At 48.8% G+C, this 19,788-nt stretch carries 11 protein-coding genes and 2 pseudogenes; 10 read left to right on the top strand and 3 right to left on the bottom strand.

Annotated features, from left to right (window positions below; all coding sequences use genetic code 11):
- Positions 1 to 8: 8 nt before the first annotated feature.
- The 10 genes and pseudogenes from HG66A1_RS25510 (at position 9) to HG66A1_RS25465 (ending at position 16,658) form a co-directional block, all read left to right on the top strand.
- Complete coding sequence (locus HG66A1_RS25510) at positions 9 to 3,218, top strand: efflux RND transporter permease subunit (RefSeq protein ID WP_145190888.1); 3,210 nt, start codon at positions 9 to 11, stop codon at positions 3,216 to 3,218.
- Between the two features lie 99 nt (positions 3,219 to 3,317).
- Complete coding sequence (locus HG66A1_RS25505; RefSeq protein WP_145190885.1) at positions 3,318 to 3,521, top strand: hypothetical protein; 204 nt, start codon at positions 3,318 to 3,320, stop codon at positions 3,519 to 3,521.
- Between the two features lie 270 nt (positions 3,522 to 3,791).
- The gene (locus tag HG66A1_RS25500) at positions 3,792 to 4,322 is read left to right on the top strand and encodes a hypothetical protein (protein WP_145190882.1); all 531 of its coding nucleotides are present in this window, start codon (positions 3,792 to 3,794) and stop codon (positions 4,320 to 4,322) included.
- Between the two features lie 522 nt (positions 4,323 to 4,844).
- A complete protein-coding gene (locus HG66A1_RS25495; RefSeq protein WP_145190879.1) occupies positions 4,845 to 6,431 on the top strand; it encodes a PP2C family protein-serine/threonine phosphatase in 1,587 nt (528 codons plus the stop codon).
- Positions 6,428 to 8,569, top strand: a complete 2,142-nt coding sequence (locus HG66A1_RS25490) for an LTA synthase family protein (protein ID WP_145190876.1) — start codon at positions 6,428 to 6,430, stop codon at positions 8,567 to 8,569. The genes HG66A1_RS25495 and HG66A1_RS25490 overlap by 4 nt, the downstream gene beginning before the upstream one ends.
- Positions 8,570 to 9,154: 585 nt before the next feature.
- A complete protein-coding gene (locus HG66A1_RS25485; protein ID WP_194242512.1) occupies positions 9,155 to 10,006 on the top strand; it encodes an aspartyl/asparaginyl beta-hydroxylase domain-containing protein in 852 nt (283 codons plus the stop codon).
- A gap of 164 nt (positions 10,007 to 10,170) precedes the next feature.
- Positions 10,171 to 10,287 (top strand): annotated as a pseudogene (locus HG66A1_RS32880) (hypothetical protein); the annotation flags it as partial.
- 301 nt (positions 10,288 to 10,588) lie between these two features.
- A pseudogene (locus HG66A1_RS32875) lies at positions 10,589 to 10,995 on the top strand (transposase); the annotation flags it as partial.
- A 673-nt stretch (positions 10,996 to 11,668) separates the two neighbouring features.
- Positions 11,669 to 13,288 carry a TolC family protein gene (locus HG66A1_RS25470; protein ID WP_145190867.1) on the top strand — a complete coding sequence of 540 codons (1,620 nt, stop codon included), beginning with the start codon at positions 11,669 to 11,671 and terminating at the stop codon, positions 13,286 to 13,288.
- 1,078 nt (positions 13,289 to 14,366) lie between these two features.
- Complete coding sequence (locus HG66A1_RS25465) at positions 14,367 to 16,658, top strand: SulP family inorganic anion transporter (protein ID WP_194242511.1); 2,292 nt, start codon at positions 14,367 to 14,369, stop codon at positions 16,656 to 16,658.
- Between the two features lie 326 nt (positions 16,659 to 16,984).
- On the opposite strand, the gene tnpC is transcribed toward HG66A1_RS25465, so the two are convergent.
- The 3 genes from tnpC to HG66A1_RS25450 all read right to left on the bottom strand — a co-directional run bounded on the left by tnpC (position 16,985) and on the right by HG66A1_RS25450 (position 19,495).
- On the bottom strand, positions 16,985 to 18,640 hold the full coding sequence (gene tnpC / locus HG66A1_RS25460; protein ID WP_194242510.1) for an IS66 family transposase: 1,656 nt from the start codon (positions 18,638 to 18,640) through the stop codon (positions 16,985 to 16,987).
- Between the two features lie 103 nt (positions 18,641 to 18,743).
- Positions 18,744 to 19,085, bottom strand: coding sequence for an IS66 family insertion sequence element accessory protein TnpB (tnpB, locus tag HG66A1_RS32870; protein ID WP_409999488.1), 342 nt, complete (start codon positions 19,083 to 19,085; stop codon positions 18,744 to 18,746).
- Between the two features lie 20 nt (positions 19,086 to 19,105).
- On the bottom strand, positions 19,106 to 19,495 hold the full coding sequence (locus HG66A1_RS25450) for a hypothetical protein (RefSeq protein ID WP_145190855.1): 390 nt from the start codon (positions 19,493 to 19,495) through the stop codon (positions 19,106 to 19,108).
- Positions 19,496 to 19,788 lie beyond the last annotated feature (293 nt).

Genomic DNA, 19,788 nt, shown 5'->3' with positions numbered 1-19,788 from the left:
ACCTAACAATGTTAAATTCCATAATTCGCTTTGCTCTACGTCAGCGCTTACTAGTTGTTGTATTCTCATTATTTCTGCTGGGGTTTGGTGGATGGCAAACACTCCAAATGGATATAGATGTTTTTCCAAATCTGAACCGGCCACGAGTCGTTGTAATGACTGAGGCGCCAGGAATGGCACCCGAAGAAGTCGAGTCGCTTATCACATTTCCACTCGAAACCGCTATCAATGGTGCCAATGGAGTCGAAGCAGTTCGCAGTTCTGCTGGCGTCGGTATCTCGGTGATTTATGTCGAATTCGACTGGGGTACCAATATCTACAACGACCGGCAGATCGTAATGGAGCGGTTGCAACTCGTGCAGGATCGCATGCCGGAAGGAGTAAGACCTCAACTAGCCCCCATTTCATCGATCATGGGCCAGATTATCATGATTGGTATGTGGAGCGAAGACGAGAAAACTTCACCGTTGGAGGTACGAACACTTGCTGACTGGGTTGTTCGACAAAGACTGCTCACCATTCCTGGTGTTTCCCAGGTATTCACGATGGGTGGAGGGCGGATGCAGTATCAAGTGCTCGTTGACCCCGACAAGCTACTGAAATATGGTGTCACACTCCACGACGTTAAAAGGGCTTGCGCGGAGAGTAACGAGAATGCAACGGGTGGCTATCTTGATGATCAAGGGCCGAATGAATTTCTCGTACGAGCGATTGGACGCGTGCAAACGATTGATGATTTAAAAAAAGTTGTGGTAATAATGCGCGAGGGGCGACCAGTACGACTTTCGCAAGTGGCCAAGGTCATGGAAGGGCCACAAGTCAAACGTGGTGATAGCTCGGCGTATATTCGAAACGAGAACGGTGAGTTTTCTGGTGGTCCGGCTGTTGTCCTGACCGTAAACAAGCAGCCCACCGCAGACACGCGTGAAGTTACCGATCAGGTCATGAAGGCGCTTGAAGAACTCAAACCATCACTGCCGGACGATATCCGTATTCAGCCGGAGTTGTACTCGCAGAAGGCCTTCATTGATCGGGCCATTGAGAATGTAATCGAGGCGCTCCGAGACGGCGGCATTCTGGTTGTCATTATCCTGTTTCTGTTCCTGATGAATTTTCGAACGACGTTCATTACATTGACCGCAATCCCACTTTCGCTCGCCATTACCGCTCTGGTCTTCACTGCTTTCGGGCTTTCCATCAACACAATGACTCTTGGCGGGTTAGCTGTGGCGATTGGCGAACTAGTCGACGATGCCATTGTTGATGTCGAAAATATTTTTCGTCGACTTCGTGAAAATCGTCATGCGGAGAATCCGAAGCCCCCGCTTCTTGTCGTCTTTCAGGCGAGTGTCGAAATCCGCAATTCCATTGTTTTCGGAACAATGATTGTCGTACTGGTGTTTATTCCGCTATTCGCTCTGTCAGGCATGGAAGGCAGGCTCTTTGCACCGCTTGGTGTAGCTTATATTGTTTCGATTCTATCTTCTTTACTTGTATCCCTGACATTAACGCCTGTCTTGTCCTACTGGTTGCTCTCACGGGCGAAGCTGATGGAGAGTGAAAAGGATGGACCACTTTTAAGATTTCTGAAATGGGCCGCTGGTGGCGCAATTTCTCTAAGTCTCCGCTACGCAAAAATAATGTTATTATTCGGCGTGTCTGGTGTAGCTGTTGCTTTTGTAGCACTGGCGAGTCTGGAACGGGACTTTCTTCCTCCGTTTAATGAAGGTGTGGCACAACTGAATGTGGTTTTGCCACCAGGTACAGCATTAAAAAAGTCGAATGAGATTGCGAAATCCGTAAATGAACGTTTGATGAAGATTGAGGGGGTTGAGGCCTTCTCCAGACGAACCGGACGGGCTGAACTTGACGAGCATGCTGAAGGCGTCAATGTCTCCGAAATGATTATCAGTTTTGATCCAGAATCTGATCGAGGTCGGGAAGTCGTAATCGAGGATATTCGTCACGCGATGGAGGATATACCTGGAATCGTGACAACGGTTGAACAGCCTCTAGCGCATCTTATCTCGCATATGATATCCGGTGTGAAGGCCCAGGTTGGTATTAAAATCTATGGAGATGATCTCAACATCCTCCGACAAAAGGCCCAGGAAATGGCTGCAGTGATGCGCGAAATTGAGGGAGTCACAGATTTGCTCGTCGAACCACAAGTTGAGATTCCGCAACTCCGCATCCAACTTGACCGTGACCAACTTGAATTGTATGGGCTTACTCCATCGTATGTAAATGAATACATCTCCACGGCGATGAACGGCGAAGTCGTGAGTAGTGTCCTGCTTGGTCAACGAACGTTCGATCTACTTGTTCGCATGGATGAAAAATATCGAGAAGACATGGAAGCACTCAAGCGGCTGTCGATTGATCTGCCGAATGGAGGAACGACCCCACTGTCGTCATTAGCTAAACTATATAAATCTAGCGGACCGAACACAATTAACCGTGAACTCGTGCGTCGTCGTATTGTCATTCAGTGTAACGTTACAGGTCGTGGACTGGTCGATGTCGTGGCAGAAATGCAACTTGCTCAAAAGCCAGTCATTGAGTCGTTGCCGTCCGGCTATTTCGTCGAATACGGTGGGCAGTTCGAAAGTGAGAAAAGTGCGAGCCGTACTATTGGAATCTTATTCGGTGTCTCAATGTTTGGAGTTCTGATGGTACTCTACACAATGTTTCGCTCGATAAATTTTTCTCTTCAAGTGATGATGGCGCTACCGATGGCCTTTATCGGATCGGTAATCGCTCTATTAATCACCGGGCAAACCCTGACAGTTGCTGCCATGGTAGGCTTCATTTCATTAGGAGGCATTGCATCGCGGAATGGAATTTTGCTACTGAATCACTATTTGCACTTGGTCCGTTACGAAGGCGAGTCCTGGTCGAAAGAAATGATCATTCGTGCTGGCCAAGAACGGCTGGCTCCAGTGCTAATGACGGCACTGACCTCAGGCATCGGATTAGTACCACTTGCTCTCTCCGCCGGGGAACCAGGCAAGGAAATTCTTTATCCGGTTGCTACTGTAATTTTGGGTGGGCTGATCAGCAGCACTATTTTGGAATTCTTCATTCGTCCGGCTTTACTCTGGACGTTCGGACGCAAGGCAGGTGAACGAATCGTAGAATCTACGACGACTGAAATCCCTCTTATGGAAGAATCATTGGAGAGTCAACAGCCTGTACATGATATTTTAAAATCTTAACTGTCGATACCGAAGTCGACACTTAATTTGAAACTTTCACTGGGATGTATAGATACTTCCAGCAACTTCTAGTCTATCAAAACTGAAAGGAAAATGACTATGTTTACGATGAATTTGAAGAAGACCTTATTTGGTGGCATCACAATGGTGATTGCTGCGAGTCTGTTTGCAAATTCTGTATTGGCTGCGGAAAAAGAAATCGTTGGTTACCGTCTGCAGAAATGGAAGACGATTCATTTTGACGATGGCCAGAAGGCTAACATTCACATTAAGGCAGTGAAAAAACTCGGTTGTGAAGTTTAGAAGTACGACCATGGCAGTCCTCGATGTAACCTATCGTTGTCCAAATGGCAAGAGATCACTCTTAAAACTCATGATTCTGCTCGCCATTGAGACAAGTGGCTCGAGACGAGTGGATTTGAGACAAAGTACGTGCACTGAAACGTACCTATAACAAGAGACTAGAATACGCTTTGGAATTATGAGGGCGGTGAAAATTAAAAAATCCGTCACTGACTCTCTTCTCTGAACCCGCTTTTTCTAACTTATTAACTTTAATAAAGGCGACAACTCATGATAATACGAAACCATTTGATCTCAAGTACAGCCTTTTTGCTCTTAGCAATAATCTTCTCTGGCTGCTCATCAGAGTCCAATAAATCACAGAATCCAGATGTTCCCGACTTACCTCCGGCCACAGTTGAGACTGATGCCCACGACCATCCGAGTGACGGCCCACACCATGGCCATCTTATCGAGTTAGGTAAAGAAGAATACCACGCCGAATTCATTCACGATGAGAAGAATAGTACTGTCACAATCTACATCCTCGACGGTACCGCAAAAAATGTTGTTCCCATCGACTCCAAAGAGATTTTGATCAATCTCAAACACGATGGGCGCGGGGAACAATTCAAGTTGACTGCTTTGCCTGACAAGGGAGATCCCGAGGGACAATCGTCACGATTCGTATCGAATGACAAAGAACTCAATGAAGATCTTCATGCCAAGGATGCGGATGCACGCCTCGCTCTACGAATTGCTGGGAAATCATATTCCGGAAAGATCGAACCTGATCATGGAAGTCACGATCACAAACATTAGTATTCAAAAGGACTACTACAACAAATTAGTTTTAACAATCAAATTCAAGATAACTCGGTTTTAGTAGCGGGCGGTCATTAGGATTACAGTTTCCATGCCGTCCGCTATAGAGAAAATGTTTTTTTTGTGGTGGCCTAGAGCATTGGGTGTTCAAAAGCATTTTCATGACACTCACTGGGAGGATAGGTATGGTAGCCAGAGAATCTGGCGGAAGAACCAATGATCGTTCATCAAATTATGGAATCACTCTGGGACCGATTAACAAATATAAATTCACAAGCTACATGATTCTAGGTTACGGAATCAATCGGTGACCAAAAGTAAGCTAGTTGAGGTCAGACAATTATAGTCCCGTTGCTAGTTCAGAGGACTGCGCACTTTTGGAGATATCAGCCTTAGGAATGCTGTCTAATTTGAGTAATGTTTGAGGGAATCCTAATTGAATCTTGTGTGATGTGACAAATAGGTCCTCGTGTGAAGAAGAATGAATGATCAATAATCTATCTGAAGAAAGAAACTATTATGTTACCGTCTTTCATAAACAAGCCACCAAGCAGGAAAAATCTACGAACGATTCGCTTTCAGCTACTACTGGCAGTGAATGTGACACTTGGTGCGGCCCTTGCGGTATTACTTTTATGGCAGTATGAACGCGAAATGGAAGAAGTTGTTACGGAAAAGCGTTCTGGTCTGAACGATGAAGCAATTGCTATTCACGCAGCAGCCATACATTTGATTCATGACCATGGTATTCGTTACGTTCAAAGTTATATCAACTGCGTCTGTCAACAGATGCGGAGTTCCACGTCTCCCGGTCATCAAATTATAGTTCGGCTGAACGGAAAAGTACTTCAGACAAATCCACACTCACCGGAAACAACAGAAATCTTTTCAGCAATTGATTCCAATACAGCACAGAGCATAAAGTGGAATAACCTTGATATGCTCGGGCTGATTGTTGGACATCATACGGGAGACAATATCAGTGTGTTCGTTTCCGAGAATCGAGAAAATGTGCGTCGTGCTATTCGTCGCAAGGTCCTGATACAGCTTTCCATCCTGGGAATATTAGGTCTGTTGGCAACCACTGTCGTCAACGTAGTTCTGTTGCAGATTATCGGGGCTCCACTGAATCAACTGTTAAAGACCGTCGAAAAAATTTCGGCTGGAGATCTTGAAGCGGAAGTTCCGTCATTCAATAGTTGTGAGATGAATCAGTTGTCGTCTGCCATTAATTCTATGAGCCAGACGTTGTATGAAAACGACCGCGAACGTCGACATCAAATGGAAAAGGCAAGAAATATCCAGCAGCATCTGCTTCCAAATGGTATTCAGATCCCAGGTCTAGTGACGGCATGTGTGTTTGAACCTGCTGATACTGTCGCAGGTGATTACTACGACTTTTTACCGTTGGCAGACGGTTCATGGTTGATTTGCGTGGCAGACGTTATTGGACATGGTGTTCCGGCAGCAATGGGGGCGGCCATGCTCAAATCACTGCTAATGGCCGCTTCTGAACTGCCACCATACGAACCTGAAAGTCTACTCCAAGAAGTTAATCAACGATTTGCTGCCACGATGTTGCCAGGTAACTTTGCATCGATGTTTCTCGCTCGTTGGAAACCGGATACCAATGAATTCTCGTGGGCAAGTGCAGGCCATCTTCCTGGAATAATGCTCGAAAAATCAGGACGTCTCGATTCATTAAAAAGCACTGGAATGCTAATGGGGTTGGACGCTGGTACTGTTTGGGACCGGCAAACTACTTTTCTGTCAACCGGAGACCGAATTCTACTCTTCAGTGATGGGGTGACCGAAACACGCAATCCGAACGGAGAACTCTTTGGCCAGGAACGACTAACGGCATGGTTTTCACGCTGCAGTGTACTTTCACTTCAGAGCACTGTGATGCGGATTATTGAAATCCTAATCGAGTGGCGAGGTGAGTCCACCCTGAGCGATGACCTAACACTTGTGGTACTCCAATGTGTAGCCAACAAGAACGAGATTTCGACGATCGAGACTGATGACAACAAGTCATTTGCAACACTAAACATTCTTACTGAAATGGAAATAAATTCACAAAAATCAAGGATGAGTGATTCATGACTTTTCAGATAAATCCGACCAATGAATTGCGTGAGATATGCCCAAACAGCAAGGTTGTCGTTATGACTGCGGACAACAACAAGCCACAGTCAGGAGAGGGATTAATTAAAAAACTGACATATTCCTGGTCACTCTGGTTGGGACAGTATCGCATTACGCTGGAATTCATTGCCATGGTTCTGGTCCTATTCACACTGTTAAGGGTTATTCTAGTTTTTACATATGTTGATTGGAATTCCGTAGCGACACACGAATTAATTCAATTAAGCATTATTGGATTACGGTTTGATTTACTTGTGACTTTCCTCTATGTGATGCCTCAAATCATTCGTCATACATTCTTTTATAAAACACCTTCAGTTAGTCGTTTGAATCGTACGTTTCTTCACTTTGAAATACTGTTTACAGTTTTGTTCATTCCCTTTCTATGCGTTGCAGAATTCCTGTTTTTTGATGAATTTCAATCACGTCTAAATTACATCGCTTTTGAGTATTTGGTTTATCCACATGAAGTGTTCGGCAATATTTGGGAATCATATCCCATCGTATTATTGTTCTTCGGCATCTTCATCACTGCTGGTAGCCTGTTTGTGATTATCCGAAAGCGAGCACAGAATGTAGTCGACATACCCATTCCGAAGAGTCGTCGATATGGAATATTCTTTATGGTCGTTTTCACGATCAGTATCCTGTGGTCTACAATAAGTATGAGTAGTACCAAATATTCTCAAAACCGGATTGTTAACCAGTGCTCCGGAAATGGGCTTTACAGTTTTGTGTTCTATGCCTGGTCGTGTGGTTTCGATTATGATGAGTTCTACCTTACCATCGATCGAGAAGAAGCCAATCAGCGTGTTCAGCAGCGCATCATTACTTCAAACGACCATCGACACGAATTTTCACTTAATCCGGTAGACCGAACAGTAACTGTGCACAGAATTCAACGTGATTGGAATGTCGTTGTGATTCTTGAAGAGAGTTTGGGCTCTGATTTCGTAGGTATTTTGGGCGATGATCGCGGGCTCACTCCTTTCTTTGACAAACTATCTGCTGAAGGTATCTTGTTCGATAATTTCTACGCCACAGGTAACAGGACGGCTCGTGCACTAGAGGCTGTTCTAACTTCAATGCCCCCGATTCCTACAGAATCCATCTTGAAACGTGACCACTCAGATAATGTCTACACTCTGGCTCATGTACTAGCAGCACGTGGATATAATAGGGTGTTTATTGAAGGTGGACATGGAATCTTCGATGGAATGCGCTCATTCATGATGTCCAATGGATTTGAGAGGTTTATTGAACTGAAAGACTATGAAGCCCCTACCTTTACAACGGCTTGGGGGGCCTGTGATGAAGACATCTTCAACCGATCACTTATTGAATGTGATGATCTGAGCAAACGCAATAATCCCTTTTTTATGGTTGTTCTCACCAATTCGAATCATCAACCATTCACATATCCCAGTGGTCGAATCGATTTGCCCTCCGAAGCGAAAAACAGGACACATGCGGTGAAGTACTCAGATTGGGCATTAGGGAATTTCTTTCAGAAAGCAAAATTACATGAATTCTATAAGAACACATTATTCGTTGTGATGGGAGATCACGGTGCCCGTGTGTACGGAAGCCAATTGTTCCCGATGAAGTCATATCGAATTCCAGTTCTTATGATTTTGCCAAGTGGTAATGGTGGGGGAATACGATGCTCGACGTTAGCTTCATCTCTTGATATTACACCAACAATTATGGGACAACTCGGTGGGACGTATCGATCCGTCTTTTTCGGACGCGATGCTCTAAGCATAGCTCCGTCATCCGGTTATGCGTTGATGCAACACAATCATGACTTGGCACTCCTTCAAAGTAATCAACAGATGCTGGTCCTTAGTAGCCAGAAGAAGTATGAGTTATTTCGCTTAGACACCGAGACATACTCTCTAACTCAACAACAGGAAAGGAATACCAGGCTTCGCAGGGATGCGATTAGTTTTTTCCAATCAGCACATCACTTGTACTACCAAGAACGTTGGTTTCCAGCTGAGACATCCGTTTCTGAGCAATCTCACGAGATACACCATACGCACAACATCCCGATCTGGCAGCATAACAAGCCAACGACAGGTAGAAAGTTTTGAAAATGATCAAGATTCGCATAGATCTTTTGTCTGATTAATGTGAAATGCGTGACTTCCACCACCTCTTAATTTTGTTGATCAGGAGAATCCAAACGAGAGTGACACAACAACAAATCAAAAGCGGAGAACTCAACACCGATTTGTAGACTAATGAGCAAACGGAAAAAACGAAAACGAAAACGAAATCACATGAAGCCGATTCAACGTCGGAAGTTAACGCCAAGGGAACGGTGGGGTTATACAATACTGATTCTTTTCTTAGTCGGACTCAGGTTTATCCCATACATTATTGATTTGATTTGGTATCCCAATCCCTGGAACGCATTTTTGTTGACTGCCGTCATAATTTTCCTTGTAGTCTCAACTATTCTGTTACTGAAGCATGCCAAGGTGTGAACGATGATTACGCTATCTCCAATAGAATGGCAGCTGTGATTTAGAATACTGCGTCGTTTCGTCATGATCGTCTCCTTAGAAAAAGTCTATTGGAAACTCTCACAACAAATGGATCAAGTTAAGGGGAGCATGCCACCTGAAGTACTATCTTTAATAATATTTCGACACAATCGGAGTGATGCAGTCAATATGAAGAAATTGAAACTCATAACTGTTGCGAAGCGGGGACTTCCTCTTGTGCTGGCAATCTATTTTCTTCCTTGGATTACACTTTTCTATATCATTTGTGGTCTGCTAGATGTAATTAGAAATTCGGATCGTAGCCCTAACACTTTTGCCCGCTATTTTTTCGGTAATGGTGTCCTCACTTGGATGCTGTCGCCAATGAATTTGCTCTTTGATCTATTGTCGTTTCCGTATTGGAACAAAGGAGTATACCGACTTAACGAACTTCCACTGGAGTATCAGCAAGAGCTGAATGATTTGGCTAACGCAATCAATGAAGCTGACCTATGCAAACGCGCAAACGCTCAAATGAAGGATCATAAGCGCCTGATGCTGTTCTATAAGTGGTATGGGGTAAACAGCGAAATGATTGATGACGTCCCAGCTTTTTGTCAAACGTTTAAGTTCATCCGTACAATCGGCGTATCTGCTTTTCGGGGACACGAATCGACCTCTCGACATTTTGGTCCGCTACGGTTGACGTATCGAGTGCTGTTGAATTTTGGTCCGGTGCCGCAAGGAGCATCTTATATCGAGGTGGGGCGTCACACAAATTACTGGCGGGATTGTCGATTGTTCATTTTCGATGATACGTTGATTCACCAATCGTTTAATCAGGCTGATAGTATCCGATATTGCTTGTTCGTCGATATCCTGCGTCCTTCACCCTGGCCGAATTTGATGGATTGCATTTTGAGATTCATTAGGTTTTGCCTTTCGAATTATAATTCAGTCTTCTATAGAAACTGGGATGTCGTTTGGAATCAAGCCGCCAAGGAAGTTTCGGAACATAGCAAACTCGACGATGATATTTGATTTGGTTGTTAGGTGACTGGACTTCATCCACCAGTGTTCAATATGAATTGTCTTGGGTAAGATCGCGTAGGCTTTTAGAGAATGTTGTGAACTCCCCGGGAATAGTGGGCGCTCTAACTAGAGTGTAAACTATTCTGACGATGAACAACATGAACAAGTAGCTGTTGAAGTCAAAATCTAAACCCGAAATTACACGGCGGTTATTTACAAATGAGTTCATACTTGAAGCCATCAAAATGGTCACCAAGCAAGGCTTCAACACTGCTGAAGTGGCACGCAGCCTGAATATTAACGTAAGGCTCATTGTTCTTGAGCATCAGCCAGGCAATGATAACCAGTTTACGTGCTGTTCCATAGACTACAAAGTTCCAACATTTTATTTGGCTATCCGGTTTAATGGGCCCGAGTTCATTTCAAAGAGTTTGGACTGGTGGGCTTACTTCAATAAAGTAACTCTGGATTTCAGTCGGCTGGGAAAACCGACCGATAATGCGTATACTGAATAGACTTGGCCCCCTTAACCGCGTCCACCTAAAATGTGGTAACATATCGATTTTGGACATAGTTTTGGGAGAATGAGCAATGCCGAAAAAACGCTTTACTGTTGAGCAGATTATTCAGAAGCTTTGTGAAGCGGAAGTCGAACTGGCTCGTGGCAAGACGATTGGCCTGGTCTGCAAACAACTGGGAATCACTGATCAAACTTATTATCGCTGGCGTAAGGAATACGGTGGAATCCGTACCGACCAGGACAAACGCTCAAAGACCTGGAAAAGGAAAATGCACGCTTAAGGCAGCTGCTGGCAGATGCTGGCAGATGCGGAACTGGATAAGGCGATCTTGAAGGAAGCCACTTCGGGAAACTTTTGAGCCCGGCCAAGCGATGTCAGGCTGTGAGTTATGTTCGTAATATTTTGGGGCCTGAGATCCTTTCAGAACGCCGGGACTGCCGCGTGTTGGGGCAACCTCGTTCCACTCAGCGACGGGAGCCATATTTGTCGCCTTTCTGCCACAAGAAATAACGGTAAGTGTACTGACCACATCATAAATTGCGCCGGTTGCACGGATTATTCCAATCGCGCGGCCTTCGAAATCCAAACCGTAGACCGAAACGGAAAAATTGATTTATCATGCATGATACGAAGAACCGATCTATTAAAGAGATTGTGTATTCTCTTTCTATCGGGATCTCAGGATGAGATGGTGGTATAACAATTGGATCTGCCTCAGCTTCGCGATTACGACTCTCGCGCAGACAACCATTCCCTGTGATACCCACTGTTGTCATTCTGACATGCATACGATATCAACTCAAATTTGTCATCAACACTGCCATGTAGATTCGGTGGTGGAACCTGTTCATCAAAACCCAGAGCCAAACTGTCCGTTTTGCGTATGCAGTGTGGAACGAATTCTGGTGCTGATTCCCAACAAAACATACCGACAGTTGAAGCAGAATTATGTTTGTTCACACGATATTGCAAACGTTAGCGATGAGCATTACGAGATTCAGAATAGCTGGCTCACAATCGACAATTTCTACAAACGACGCTCCATCATCGCGGATCTGAGGAAACTACTCATATAAATCATGACACAATTCCGTTAGTGTCTCTGATATCTCTCAAATCTACATATTATTGATGATGTAAGGAATCTACCATGATTCGTTCACGACTGATCCGGTTCTGCATGGTACTGCCATGCTCTTGCTTAGTGTCCTGCGCCCATTTCGGCGAGACGCAGGTCACTGATCACAAAACTCCTGCCAAAATGGATGTTGCCCAGCAGGAAGACGCTCCCAAATCGCTCAAAAAGATGGTTAGAAAGAATGTCTCAAAGTCAAATCAGCCAGCTGATGCTTCCCGTACAGAAGTCGCCGACAACCTCAGATCTCAACAGACTGAAAAGGACATCGTCATTTCGCTCGACGACATTTCCAGCGACGACGATCCACTCCTGCAAACCGGTTTCGAACCCAAAAGCACAACAATCCCCCCTGCCCCTACAACGGGATCAGGAGACAAGACTCCGGCAGAACCGGATCTGATCGCCATGACTCTCGATCTAGACAGCCTATTGCAGATGGCGATGGAATCAAACCCCACACTCGCGGAAGCCACCGCGGTCGTCTATAAAGCCGAAGGGATCAAAACCCAGGTCGGTCTGCGTCCCAACCCCGTCTTTGGTTATTCCGGTAACGAAATTGGAAATGATGGCAGAGCCGGTCAGCAGGGAGCCTTTTTCAGCCAGACCTACGTTCGCGGCAACAAACTGCAACTCAACCAGGATGTCGCCCACCACGATGTTCAATCGCTCTCCTGGGAACTGGAAGCGCAGCGATTTCGCGTCAGCAACGATGTCAAGTCGCAGTTCTACGCCACCCTCGGTGCCCAGAAGCGGCAGGAAATCACTTTGAAATTGGAGAAAGTCGCGGAAGCCGGTGTCGAAATTGCTCAGTCGCTCTATAAATCAGGACAGGCTGCCCAGCCTGATATTCTGCAGGCCGAAGTCCAGTTGGGAGAAGTCCGTATCCTCCGTCAGAACGCCGAGTACGATCTTGAATCTGCCAAGCAGCAGCTGGCAAGTCTCGTCGGTACGCCCGACCTGTCTCACTATAATTTCACCGGAGAACTCGACGTTAACTCCGTGAAATGGAACTGGGACGAAGCCTACAACAATCTCGTCGCCAACAGCCCGGAAATCCAGGCAGCTTGTGCACGCGTCAATCGGGCCCGCGCTCAGATCTCCCGTCAGGAAGTTCAGGCCATGCCGAACCTCCTCGCCCAGATCGGTGCCGCTCATGACAACGCCACCGGCTCTGATATCGCAAACGTCCAGATCGCCCTCCCCATTCCAATCTTCAACCGCAACCAGGGGAATATTGCAACAGCCAACTCCGAATACAACCGCTCTGTCAAAGAAGTTGAACGTCTGCAGCTCTCTCTCAAAGTCGAACTCTCCAAGGCTTACCGCGACTACAAGAAATCGCTGAAACAGGTCGAACGTTATCGGGAAGACATCCTGCCCCTCGCTCAGAAAAACCTCGATCTCACCACCCAGGGTTACGAAAGCCAGCAGTTTGACTTCCTGCGTGTCTTAACCGCACGTCGCACGTACTTCGAAACCAACATCAACTATGTCAACTCGCTGATCAACCTGCGACAGTCCGAAGTCCGCGTGAACGGCATGGTCCTCTCTGGTGGTTTAAACAGTGTTCAGGACATCTCACAAGGCGTGGGTGGCACCAGCAACCGCGGACAGGCTTTGAGCGGACAATAAAGCTAACAGAGCAATGTCGACGTGCAACACTACTGTTTGTTCTTCTTCAGAAAGGAGAAATTGTGGTGATGGATAAATTGAGTTAACCTTGCCCTCAACCTTACGTGAGTGACTCTACTCTAAAGTTCGTTCCCACCAGAATAATATTTTGCGCCGTTTCCGTGGGCTTTCCATTCCGCCAGATTGCTTAAATGTTGCCCCGGCGTTTTTTGCTTTTGCAAGGAAAATGTTGTATGCACACGATAATCTCGAGAATGCCAAATTTAGACTCAACCCCCACTTTCCATCCAACCGATGAAATGATAGCCTTGAATATTTAATGTGCATATATTGACTTCATTTTCGTCTTCACAGAAGGGTAGATGCATATGCAGCGGATCGGGTTGATTACTATTCTTATCTTCTCGACAGCGGTTGGGGTGTTACCCTGCCCGTTCCATTTTCAACCCTTCTCGTCATTATTTCTTGGGGTAGCTTCGCAAGCATCGATCGGTGACTTAGATTACGAGCCATGCTGCCCGATTCCGGTTAAGAAGTTACCATCGGGTGGTGGTCTACCCTCTCAGCCCAAGTGCCCGTGCGAATCTCGTGATGAGTTCACAGCATTTCCGGCAACGCGCATTCAACAGACCCATCGAGATTCCCAGGAAAATCCTGTTTTGCCGATGGTCGGTGCCAATCTTTGCTACCAGTATATTGGCTCATCCAATATCGCGCAGCTAATTTCCGATGCACCGGTGTTGTCCCTTAGGGACCGTCTTCATGTGCTCTGCATCCTACTTTGTTGAGGTTGTCTGGGTGATGCCCATCGTCCTGTACTACTCGACGGTGAAGCTTCCCCATCTCATACGAATCATCTCGCATTGACAACGGTTTAGTCACGCGCGTTCACGAGATGGGACACTCATTGGTAAATTGTGACCGTCGTATAAGTTACGTCGTCGGTTATTACTCACTCTTGACATACATCGGTCCCTTAGAGTCCTCTAGGTCACGGATCGAGTCAAACCGGACTAAGTCGGGGCAGTCACAGCCTGTCTGCCTCTGCCCAATCTTGGCGAAGGAACAGGATGTTCACATGAAGAAACTAATTGAGGGGCTGAAACATTTCCAGAACCATGTCTTGTGGGAACGACGTGAACAATACGAGCGGAGCGCCCAGAGCCAAAAACCACAAGCGTTTCTGATTACGTGCTCGGACTCCCACGTCCTTCCCGATATCTTTATGCAGGCTGATCCAGGGAACTTATTCGTTACACGGAATGCGGTCAATTTGGTTCATCCGTGCGATGGTCCGATCGGTGAAATGGCTACGATCGAATACGCCGTTTCCGCACTTGGTGTGACTGACATCATTATCTGCGGGCATTATGATTGCGGTTCAGTTCGTGCAATCCTGCACCCGGAAAAAGCAGTCAATCTGTGCAAGACGAACGAGTGGCTAGCCCGAGTCGCTGAGACTAGCGAGACGATCCGGAGGGAACACCCCAGTATAGAAGGAGTTGCCTTGTGGAACAAAGCAGTCGAGCGGAACGTACTCTTACAGGTCGAAAACCTGGCGAAACATCCAGCGGTCGCTGCTGCTTTGACTGCCGGCACCCTTCATCTGCACGCCTGGGTCTTGCGATTCGAAACAGGAGACGTGCTCGCCTACGATCAAGCAAGCAAAGCCTTCGCGCCGTTAGCGGAGACGCCGGTTGTCCACGCGGACCGGCCTGATTCTGAAACGAGTTCACGGTCGCCCGAAAACATGGGATCGCCGAAGGCTTCGCGAGTCGCTAAGCCTCCGAAATGGTTCGAGGTACTTAAGAGCGACATTCCATCTTCATTGGTGGTCTTTATGGTTGCCCTACCGTTGTGCCTGGCTATTGCCAAGGCCTGCGGTGTTCCAGCGGAAGTCGGTCTGATCACCGGCATCATCGGCGGAATTCTGGTAGGATTGATTGCCGGCAGCCCATTGCAGGTGAGCGGGCCCGCGGCGGGGCTCATTGTTATCCTGCTCGACATTGTCGAGAAACAGGGTATCGGGATGTTAGGAGTCGTTGTATTTCTGGCTGGATTGATTCAATTCGCCGCTGGACTCCTGCGGCTCGGACAGTGGTTTCGAGCCGTGTCACCCGCTGTCATACTTGGCATGCTGGCGGGAATAGGGGCCGTCATTTTCTCCCAGCAGTTCCATGTCGCGTTGGACGATGCTCCCGACCGAAATCCATTGGTGAACTTCGTGAACATTCCACGGGCTCTGACGCATGTTTTCGTCGGCCACGATGGGCACCCGGGGCACCTTTCTGCTGCCCTCGTTGGTGCCGCCACGCTGCTCATTCTGGTGTTCTGGAAGAGGATCGTTCCGGAAAAACTCAGGGCGGTACCGGCTGTCATCGTGTCGATCGTTGTTGTAACGGCTGTTTCCGCCTTCCTGGCGCTACCCATTGAGAGGGTCGAGTTTGACAGTTTGGGAGCGGCTGTCAAATGGGTTAATTTTGGTTCGCTCCCAGAGATTCTCACTAGTCCATCGGTTTGGAAGGTTGCACTGATAGTCGCCTTCGTCACGAGTGCACAAACACTTTTGACTGCCGCCGCCGTCGATCGAATGCATCAAGGCCCTCGGACCCGTTATGACCGCGAGTTAGCGGCTCAGGGTGTCGGCAACGCTATCTGCGGACTAATGGGTGCGTTGCCAATGGCAGGAGTAATTGTTCGCAGTTCGGCCAATGTTGATGCAGGTGCTCGAACCCGTTGGTCAGCAGTGTTTCACGGTGCATGGCTGCTGATATTTGCTCTCTTGTTTCCCCAATTGCTTCGAATGTTGCCTACGTCCGCTCTTGCCGCACTACTCGTGTTAACCGGCGTCAAACTGCTAGGGATTCGTGCGATTCGAGCGTTGTGGCAAGAAAGTCGGAGTGAGGGAATCATCTGTGTCGTCACGGCCTGTGCTGTGGTGACGCTGGACTTGCTCACAGGGGTATTAGTTGGAATCGGATTCTCTATCATAAAGTTAATTTATACGTTTTCCAGGCTTTCAATTTCCCATCGCTGCGACCCGGACGGTGATCGTAGAACGCTAGTGCTGGAAGGTTCGGCGACCTTCATCCGTCTGCCGAAGTTGGCGGCGGCATTGGAAGCAGTGCCGTCGGGTACAGTCCTGCACATCGACTTGAAAGGCTTGAGCTACATCGACCACGCCTGCTTCCAACACTTGATGGATTGGGAAAAGCAGCACCAAGCAACGGGCGGCGCACTCGTGCTGGATTGGGATACATTGCACGCAAGGTTTCACAGCTCCCCCCCGCGGCCGCCGCAGTCGTCTAATTTCCAACAGTTCGAGGACAACGTAGGCGGTGATGACTGCGAATGGTCGAGAGCGGCATAGTTTCTACTTGTCGGTGCTTCGACATTCGTTGTCGAATTTGCCGTGGCTGGTATTACAACGGCGACGGCTTGAAACGGATTAAGACCGGAATGGGCGCAGCATCAGCGAAGAATCAATTTAATAGGACAGTACGATGACTGATAAGATGAGAAAAAATATTGACCTGGTTCTGCCCAGTGTGTCGGATATACGAGATGCCTGTGTTCAGCGACTAACCGAGTTGTTGACCGCAAAGGAAGGTGTCCTTCCGGTGAGCGTGCAAAATCTTTCCGGTGTGATTTTTTGGTGAGCCGGTTGGGAAGCGGGGGCCAGCTGGCGGCGGGGGCTCAAGCAGCGTTGGGGAGTTCAGCGATTGTCTGGCGGTAGTTCCAGGGCAGGAACCGTTCGGGATGGGCGGCGACTTCGCCGGGATGGCGGAAGAGTTCGGTGAGATAATCGAAGGGGTTCGCCTGATTGAGCTCGCAGGTGTGGATCAGGCTCATGAACATGTCGCCGATGCGGGCCCCATTTTGCGTGCGATAGAAAAGCGAATTCTTGCGATGGCAGATCGCTTTTTTCAGAGCCCGCTCGCAGATGTTATTGTCCAGCGGGGCTCCGGCTTTGTGCAGAAAGAGCGTCAGCTTCTCCCAGTGTCTGAGCAGATAATTGACGGCGGTGCCCAGAGCCGAGTTCGGCTCGACGAGCTTTTCGTCGAACTGCCGATGCAGCCAACTCTTCAATTCCGTCATCGCCGGTTGGCTGTGGGCTTGATGTAACTCCAGACGTTCTTCGGAAGACAGCCCCTCCTTCCGGGCAGCGGCATCATTTTTATAGACGATCTTCAATGCTTCGAGCACATGGCCGCACTCTGCGGGAAACAGATCGTGAATCTCCACGAACTGCCGGCGGGCATGGGCCAGGCAGTTGGCGACGATCGTCCCCAGTTCCCGGGGCATGTTCCGCGCGAGCGCATCGCACATCTGGATCGGAGACTCAAGTTCGGCTGCGCGCTGCTTGAGTACCTCGGCCAGATTCTCGCCGGCGTGCCGATGCGAGCTGAAAAACAACGCAATGCGGCGACCATCCCGCGTGGAAATCACGCCGGACGTGAACAGACCGGTGCGGTCCGGATTGTCCACGAAGGGAATCCGGCGTTCCCCCATCAGGGTCAGAATCTTCACGGTTGTGTCGTCGTTGTAGAGAATCGTTCCCTGAGCGGCTTCTCGCATGAGGTCTTCGAAAGCCGGATTGAGTAGAGGGGCAAAAGTGGAAACCACATCCCACTGAGTCGAGGCCGGCAGAGGAATTTCCAGGTTCCCCTGCAGGCCCTGGAGGCGGTTGAAGGGAAGCCCGCTTCCATATTTTAAAAGGCCGATCATCGCACCGGCCCTGGCATCGTATTTCTCGCGGCTGGCTTCCTGGGGAAGCGCGGCCGTGAAGACCTCGCCGCACAGACCGCAGCGGAGGCGTTCCAGTGCATAGGTCCTGGCACCCAGCGGAGCCTGGCCTGTGATCCGCACCACAGTGCGGGGCGGCTTTTGATAGAGGGTTCCCTTCCCGCATTCCGGACAAGGATCGCCGACGTGAAGCGAGCGGTGAGGAATTTCGATCTGCTCGGCTCCGCGATACGCGTCGGCTCCGTTTCGACCGTGGCCTCTGGGAGGTGGTTTGCCGTTCGGCTTTTTGTCGGATTCGTCGGACTCGGTTTCGCCCGCGTCCCCGGTATGCTCCACGGATTTGCCGGAGTTCGGCTCGGCATCGGCCTGATCAGAATTTCCCACGACCTGTCTGGTCTTCTCCGTCTTCGCGCCGAACAGCATCTTCTGCAGCCGGCCGATCGACATGTTCTTTTCTTGAATCAGGCCCGCCACATATTCATAGGATTCAAAAACCCGCTCGATCAACTCCGCATCTTGAAGAGCCAGCGATTGCCTGGCGCGGTCCGCCACATCCTGGAGTCGTTTGTGATCCACTTCCATGACCTCCGGTTTCTTCCGATTCATGATCCACCATCCGTGGCAAACACAGAGCCTCCAAGTCCGTTCGCTCAGTGAAGAAATACCCTGATTATCGCAGCGTGGCAAGAGCAATTGTCTGATGCGACAATCAAGCCTGGGGGCCCACGGGCCGCCAATCGGGGGCAGCTCCCGTTCGCTCCGGGTTGCCGGCCGAGAACAGAACCGACAATTGATGAGCAGCCAGGCGTTGCGTGGCAGCATCTCGCGCATCGGGCCACCAGTGAAGGCGCCCTTCGGAAAAACGCTTGTGACAGAGCCAGAAACCCTGGCCATCATACACCAGCACCTTGATGGCCGTCTTTCTGCGATTGCGAAAGCAAAACACCGTCCCCGCGAAGGGGTCTTCACCCAGGGTGTCTTTGCATAACCGTGTTAGCCCATCGATGCCCCTGCGAAAATCCGCCGGTTGGGTGGCGACCAGGATCTTCATCTGCGGTGTAATGGCCAGCATCAGTTTGAACCTCGCAGGCTGCGTCCCACCACCGCGATATCGGCGGCCTGATAACCTGTCAGTTGGACCCGCAAAATTCCGGCATGGTCCTCCCACTCGATCACGCATGCGGAAGCCGGGGCAGAGACGGACGGTAATTCGACAAATGCCGAGCCGTTCTCCGCTGGCTGCCCTTCCGCCAGGAAAACCCGCTTCTTCAACGCATAGTAGTCAAGCTTCAACGACCGAGCGGTGCGTGTCACACCATATTTGCCAGCCAGCCTGACCGCCATTTTCCACAAGGGGGCGGGAATCCGCGCCCCGGGCTGTTTTGTCTGCCGCCACGCCGCCAGTCGCTCCCGAACCCTGGCCAGATCCGGGGGCAGTGCACGCTGATTCTGATTCGCCATCGCCGACCTCCTGAAAAGAGAAACCGCTCACGATAGCAGAATTTAAAAAAACAATCATGCACGCTTACCGGAAGGACACAAAGGAAGGGATCGAGACCACCCATGCGACGGACAACAAGGGCATGAGTCAGGACCAAATTTGCATCCACTATGATCCTGAACGACTATCCTTGGGGGAGGTGCGCGAGTTGGCCAAACGGTACACAACTCGTCAGACAGCGCGATTGAGCGTCTTTGTCTACATCGAAACGATTTATAATCGCAAGCGAAAACATTCGGCCCTGTTCCGCTAC

Origin of the sequence: Gimesia chilikensis (genome assembly GCF_007744075.1) — a bacterium.
Classification (GTDB): Bacteria; Planctomycetota; Planctomycetia; order Planctomycetales; family Planctomycetaceae; genus Gimesia; species Gimesia chilikensis_A.
This window is presented reverse-complemented; position numbering and strand designations above follow the sequence as displayed.